Here is a 6795-nt window from a genome sequence, read left to right on the forward strand (position 1 = left end):
GGACGGCACCGTGCGCGGACGTCGCAACGCGATGCTCGACGACTCCGACGTGCACTGGCACCGCCAGATCAAGGCCGCGGTGGGGGGCGTGACGGCGGCCGTCACCGGCGACCCGGCCGTCTTCGTCTCCGTCTCCGCAGCTCACCAGGGCCCCGACGGTGGCGGTCCGGTGGCGGCCATCGTCGACCTCGGCTGACCTGCCACTTGTGGTTGCCCACAGACCGCTGACCTGCCACTTTCGGTTGCACCCCCCCAACCAGAAGTGGCAGGTCAGCGCTGCCTGGGGGCGATGGCCCGGTGGGGCTATTGCCCAGGCCCCCGGACCCGGGGACAGTGAAGGTAAAGGCAGGCAGCAAGGGAGCGCTCGGACTGTCGTGTGATGGGGCCCTCGACCGAACGGCGTGACGACGTCGGCACGGTGGGGGACTCGGCATGACGCAGCCCGAAGAGCTCGGTCGCACCAGCATTCCCGGCATGGGGCCGGACGAGCCGCTGCCGCCACGCGCCGACCCGGCTGAGGGCGAGTCACGCACCCGTGCCCAGCGGGCGGCGTACGTCGACTCGCGCACCGCGTTGCGTTTCGGCGCGATCGCGGCCGTGCCCACGATCACCCTGATCCTGCTGGCGCTGACCGCTGACGCCGGCGTGTGGACCACCAGCGGTTGGGCGGACAGCCCGGCAGACACGATCCCGCTCCCGCGGAGCCTGCTGGCGCTGGTCCTGCTGCTCATCTCCCTGCAGCTGGTCTGCGTGCTGCTGGCGCTCGAGCACCTGACCCACGGAGCCTCCCGAGGACGACGGATCACCGCTCTGGTCGCGATCGCGACGACTCGGATCGTGGTGCTGGCCGCCGTGGTGGCGGCGATCGCCGTCGGTCGGCACGGCGACTGGGACACCTGGTCGGAGGTCGGGTGGGCGGGGGCCCTCCTCGAGGCCGTCACGCTGCTGCTGATCGTGGGCGCGTGGTGGTGGAGCTATCGGTGGGTCGGCAGGGCCGTCGAGTTCGCCGGCCCCTTCCACGCCGTGGCCGGTCGGCACGGCGAACGACCCCGGGAGCGGAGCGCGGACGGGGCCTCGCTGCCCCGCGACGCGCAGGGTCGGCTGCTCGCGATCGGCGCGTCCGGGGGCGGTATCCGCGCCGCCGCGTTCGTGCTCGGCGGACATCAGGCGGTCCAGGACCTGGCCACCCCGCTCGAGCTGGACCGGCCCGAGTGCGAACCGCCCGTCTTCGCGGTCAGCGGTGGCAGCTACATCGGTGCCGCCCTCGCGCTGCGCCGGGCCTACACCGCGCAGGGTCAGCCGCGCGAGGAGCCGACGCCCTGGGTCTCGGCGTACGACATGGAGTCGCCCGAGCTGGAACGGCTGAGGCGGCACACGCGCTACCTCTTCGAACCCACCTGGGCGATGAAGGACGGGGCGGTGTCGCTGCTGATGGGGGCGGTGGTCAACCTGACGATCCTGGCCCTCGTGCTGCGTTTCCTCACCTGGGTGAGTGGGCAGATCGCGCTCACGGTCGGCCTGGTCACGGCCCGTAGGAACGACCGGGGCGACGTGGTGGGGCTGTCCTTGGCCCAGGGCTGGCGGATGGAGCGCGAGTGGTTGCTGTTCCTGTCGATCCCGCTGTTCTGCCTGGCCCTGATGGTCACGCTCACGGTGGCCAGTTGGATCGTGACCTCGAGCTTCGACCACCGCAACCTCACCAGGCGGGCGCGGACGATCGCCCAGTTGGTCCGTTCCGGGAGCGAGCGCCTGCGACCCGCCCTGCTCGGGGTCGGCGCCGGGTGGTTGCTGCTCGTGCTCGCCCTGCCGGCCGGAGTGGTCGGGGTGGTCTCCCTGATGGCGACCAACCAACCCACGGCCATGGCGGCGACCTGGTTGGACAAGACCGGTTTCGGCTCTCCGCCGCTGTGCCGCCAGGCGATGGTGGCGCAGGTGGCCGAGGCCGCCCACTCCGCGCAGGCCTCGGCCCGCACCAGCCCGGGGGAGACCCGGCAGATCACCACGGGCGCGTGCGGGTTCGAGACGACCGTGGCGCGGACCTGGTCCCCGGGGGACCCCGAGCCGGACCTGTCCGCCGGCCCGGCGAACGTGCTGTCCGAGGAGGAGAAGGAGGCAGCCCGCGCCCTGGTCGGGAACAAGCGGCTGCCCGGCCAGATCGCCGGCATCGGGGGGCTTCTCCTCCTCGTGGTCGGTCTGCTCCGGCACGGACCCTCGCCACAGTCCAGCGTCAACGCCAACACGCTTGCCCGGGTACGACGGGCCGCCCTGACCTGGTTGCCGCTCGGCATCGTGGCGAGCCTGGCGGTGTTCCTGACGCTGTTGTGGACCCTGCACTACCTGACCGGGCTGAACGACCGACTGATCGAGTCGAGCGCAGCCCTGACCGCCCTCGCCTGCGTGATCGCGTTCTTCATCGACGCCAACGCGACCTCGATGCACGGCTTCTACCGGTCACGGCTCTCGGACGCCTTCGCCGTCGGCGTGGACGACACGACCCGGGTGGCGAGCGAGCTGCCGCCGCCGATCGTCTACCGCTTCTCGCACCTGGCGCAGGGGGCGATCCTGTCGGGTCGCCCCGCCCAGGGCGACCAGCCGGCCCGGCAACCGGTGCCGGCCCGCGAGATCCCGTTGCACATCGTCACGACCGTCAACTCCCAGGCCGCGAACGAGGCGCCGACGATGCGAGGCGGCTTCCCGATGGTGTTCGGCCCGGACAGCGTCGACCTGTACCGGGAGGCTCGGCAGCGGGTCTGCGTGCAGACGAAGCGGTACGAGGAGTTCGCCGGGATCGGCCGGGTCTCGATCATGGCGACGGTGGCCACGAGCGGGGCGGCGATCTCCCCGCTGATGGGCCGGTACGGCGAGCAGATGGCGCCGTACCGGGTGCTGCTGGCGCTGTTCAACCTGCGCGTCGGCACCTGGGTGCGCAACCCGATGCACGTCGGCGGCGCGACGCTGGAGGGGACCGGGTGGCGCAAGCTGCTGTGGATGAGCCGGCGCCCCGGGCTCGCCCAGGTGGCGCTGGAGGCGTTCGGCAACTCCTCGGCGAACCGGCGGTGGATCTACCTCAGCGACGGCGGGCACCTGGACAACACCGGGCTGGTGGAGAGCGTGCGGCACTGCGTCAACCAGGGCATCGGCGGCCGGGTGCTGGTCCTCGACGCCAGCAACGACCCGGTGGACACGTGGTCCGCCGTGGGGGACGCGGTGGGGGTGGTGCGCGCCGACCTCGACATCGACCTGCGCCGGGAGTGGGTCGAGGCGGAGCCGCCGTGGATGCGCCGCTACTCCGGGGCCGGCCTCGATGTCGTCGTGGTCAAGGCCGTGCGCACCGAGCCGCCCGATGCCGACTCCAACGACCGGGACTGGTCGGCGGAGCTGCCGCCCAACGTCCGGTCCTTCCAGCTGGTGACCAAGGACTTCCCCCGCTCCTCGACGGCGCGGCAGAAGTTCGGCGACCTGGAGTTCGAGGCCTACCGGGCGCTCGGCTACGCGGCCACCGTGAGCTCGGTCGAGGCAGCCGGTTGGGACTGAGTCGTCCTCACGGCTGCTCGGGGGCGTCCAGCCAGGCCCGGATCGACTCGTTGTGCTGGCCCAGCGTGGGCGGTGCCAGGTGGGTGGAGCGACCGCCCGAGTAGGTGTTGTCGTCGAAGCGCAGCGGCGAGCCGGGCAGCCGCAGCGTGCCTTGGGTGGGGTGCTCGACCTCGAGCAGCAGTCCCTGGGAGAGCGTCTGCTCCCAGGCGTAGACGTCGTCGAGCGAGCGGACCTTGCCCGACGGGATGCCCACCTCGCCCAGCAGCGCCAGCCAGTGCTCGGCCGGGTCGGTCGCGAAGTGGGCCTCCAGCAGCGCGATCAGCGCGTCGCGGTGCTCCACGCGCTGAGCGTTGGTCGCGAAGCGTGGATCCTCGGCGTCGATGCCCAGCCCGGAGCAGAGCTTGGCCCACTGGCCCTCCGAGCCGCAGGCGATCTGGATCGGCGCTGTACCGGTCTCGAAGAGGCCGTACGGCGCGATGGCCGGGTGGTGGGCGCCGGCCAGCCCCGGTACCTCGCCGGCGACGGTCCAGCGGGTGCCCTGGAAGGCGTGCACGCCGACCATGCCGGCCAGCAGCGAGGTGCGCACCACGCGCCCGCGGCCGGTGCCGGCCCGCTCGTGCAACGCCGCCAGCACCCCGATCGTGCCGTTCATCCCGGCCACGAGGTCGGCGATCGGCACGCCGACCTTGGTGGGTTGGTCGGTGCCGGTCAGCGACATCAGACCGCCCTCGCCCTGCGCGATCTGGTCGTAGCCGGCTCGCTGTGCCTCGGGGCCGTCGTGGCCGAACCCGGTGATCGAGAGCACCACCAGCCGCGGGTTGAGCTCGTGCAGTCGGGAGACCGGGAAGCCGAGTCGGTCCAGCACCCCGGCGCGGAAGTTCTCCATCAGCACGTCGGCGCGGGCGACCAGCCGGGCCAGCACGTCCTGGTCCTCGGGGGACTTCAGGTCGAGGACCAGGGACTCCTTGTTGCGGTTGGTGGAGAGGAAGTACGTCGACTCGCGCTCGTCGTCCTCCCCGATGAACGGCGGCCCCCAGCCCCTGGTGTCGTCGCCCGTGCCGGACTCGATCTTGATCACCCGGGCGCCCAGGTCGCCCAGCGTCATCCCGGCGTGTGGACCGGCCAGCGCCCGGGTGAGGTCGAGGACGAGGAGGTCGCTGAGCGGGCCGTCGGAGTCCGGTGAGGTCATGACCGCACTCAACCACCCGGCGCCGACAGGAGGAATGGCACGCCTTGCCAAGACGCGTCACCGAGGTTGTCGGTGCGTGATGATTCGATGGCCCCATGAGCTCGTCGACGACCTACCGCCTGGTGCGCCCGAGTGCAGCCGGTGGGGCCGCGCCTCCGGTGCTCGACGAGCACCAGCAGCGCGTCGTCGACCACCCCGGCGGGCCGCTGCTCGTGCTGGCCGGCCCGGGCACCGGCAAGACCACCACACTCGTCGAGGCGATCGTCGACCGCATCGAGCGGCGCGGCGCGGCTCCCGAGAGCGTGCTCGCGCTGACCTTCTCCCGCAAGGCGGCCGAGCAGCTGCGCGACCGGGTGACCGCCCGGCTCGGACGGACCACCTCGACCCAGCTGAGCTCGACCTTCCACTCCTTCGCCTACGGGCTGATCCGGCAGTACTCGCCCGCGGAGCTGTACGCCGCCCCGCTGCGACTGCTCAGCGCCCCGGAGCAGGACGTCGTGCTGCAGGGGCTGCTGACCGACACCCCCGAGTCCGTGCACTGGCCGGAGTCGCTGCGCCGCGCGGTCGGCACCCGCGGGTTCGCCCGCGAGGTCCAGTCGGTGCTGGCGCGGGCCCGGGAGAAGGGCCTGGACGGTCCGGCCCTGCAGAAGCTCGGCTTCGAGGGCGACCTTCCGGAGTACGTCGCCGCCGGCCTCTTTCTCGACCAGTACCTCGACGTCCTCGACAGCCAGAGCGCCGTCGACTACGCCGACCTGATCCGTCGCGCGGTGATCGAGGCCGAGGCCCACCGGCACGAGCTGCGGGCCCGGTTCTCCCACGTCTTCGTCGACGAGTACCAGGACACCGACCCCGGCCAGGTCGCGCTGCTGCGGGCGCTCGCCGGCGACGGCGGCAACCTCACCGTGGTCGGCGACCCCCACCAGTCGATCTACGGCTTCCGGGGCGCCGAGGTGCGCGGGATCCTCGAGTTCCCCTCCGCCTTCCGGCAGCGCAGCGGGACACCGGCCGAGGTGGTGGCCCTGCGCACCACCCGCCGCTTCGGCCCGCGGCTGCTGCTGGCCTCGCAGCGGGTGGCTCGCCGGCTCAGCCTGACCGGTTCGATCGAGGAGGAGGCGCGGCGGGCGTTCCTGGAACCGGTCGCCGCCGCGAACGACCTCGGCGAGGGCCGGGTCGAGGTGCTGACCTTCGACACCGAGCGCGCCGAGGCCGAGCACCTCGCCGACCTGCTGCGCCGCGCCCACCTCGAGGACGAGGTGCCGTGGTCGGAGATGGCGGTGCTGGTCCGCTCCGGCCGCACCAGCATCCCCGCCCTGCGCCGGTCGTTGATCGGCGCCGGCGTCCCGGTCGAGGTCGCGGCCGACGACACCCCGCTGGTCCAGGAGCCCGCCCTGCAGCCGCTGATCGAGGCGCTGCGGGCAGTGGTCAACCTCGACAACGACGACCCTGAGCACCCCGACTTCCTCGACCCGGTCCGGGCGCACACGCTGCTGGTCTCGCCCCTGGTCGGCCTCGACGCCACCGACGTACGCGGCTTGTCCCGCCTGCTGCGCACGGCCGAGAAGGCACGCACCAGCGCGTCGGGCGAGCCACCCCGATCCTCCCCGGAGCTGCTGCGTGCGGTGATCGTGCAGCCCGACCTGCTTGACGGTGCCGACGGTCCGGTCGTCGCCCGGGTCCGGGGCCTGGCCCGGCTGCTCGCGGGCGCCCGTCGGCGCCTGGACGCCGGGTCGACCCCCGAGGAGGTGCTCTGGGAGCTCTGGTCGGGCACCTCGTGGCCGGCTCGCCTGCGCATGAGCGTCGAGTCCGGCGGGCCCGGTGCCCGGCTGGCGCACCGCGACCTCGACGCCGTCTGCGCCCTCTTCGAGACCGCGGCCCGCGCCGAGGAGCAGCGCGGCCACACCTCCGTCGCCACCTTCCTCGACACCCTAGCTGCCCAGCAGATCCCGGCGGACACGCTCGCCGACCGGGGCGTGCGCAGCGAGGCGGTCCGGTTGTTGACCGCCCACCGCTCGAAGGGCCTGGAGTGGCGGCTGGTGGTGGTGGCCCACGTGCAGGAGGACGGCTGGCCGGAC

The 6795-nt window shown here is 72.8% G+C and carries 4 protein-coding genes; 3 read left to right on the forward strand and 1 reads right to left on the reverse strand.

The window, feature by feature from the left end:
• Together ABZE72_RS14955 and ABZE72_RS14960 are read left to right on the forward strand one after the other, a co-directional pair.
• Positions 1-196 (forward strand): ring-opening amidohydrolase (locus ABZE72_RS14955; protein ID WP_372729828.1); only part of this gene is annotated, 196 nt, incomplete at its 5' end.
• A 236-nt stretch (positions 197-432) separates the two neighbouring features.
• Positions 433-3534: a hypothetical protein gene (locus ABZE72_RS14960; protein WP_372729829.1), complete on the forward strand. Its 3102-nt coding sequence runs from the start codon at positions 433-435 to the stop codon at positions 3532-3534.
• Positions 3535-3541: 7 nt separating this feature from the next.
• Here the strand turns inward: ABZE72_RS14960 and ABZE72_RS14965 are convergent, their stop codons facing one another.
• Positions 3542-4723, reverse strand: a complete 1182-nt coding sequence (locus ABZE72_RS14965; protein ID WP_372729830.1) for a CaiB/BaiF CoA transferase family protein — start codon at positions 4721-4723, stop codon at positions 3542-3544.
• A gap of 95 nt (positions 4724-4818) precedes the next feature.
• Between ABZE72_RS14965 and ABZE72_RS14970 the strand changes: the two genes are divergently transcribed.
• The coding region (locus ABZE72_RS14970) for an ATP-dependent helicase (RefSeq protein WP_372729831.1) at positions 4819-6795 on the forward strand (1977 nt) is incomplete at its 3' end.

The organism is Nocardioides sp. (assembly GCF_041600255.1).
Classification (GTDB): domain Bacteria; phylum Actinomycetota; class Actinomycetes; order Propionibacteriales; family Nocardioidaceae; genus Nocardioides.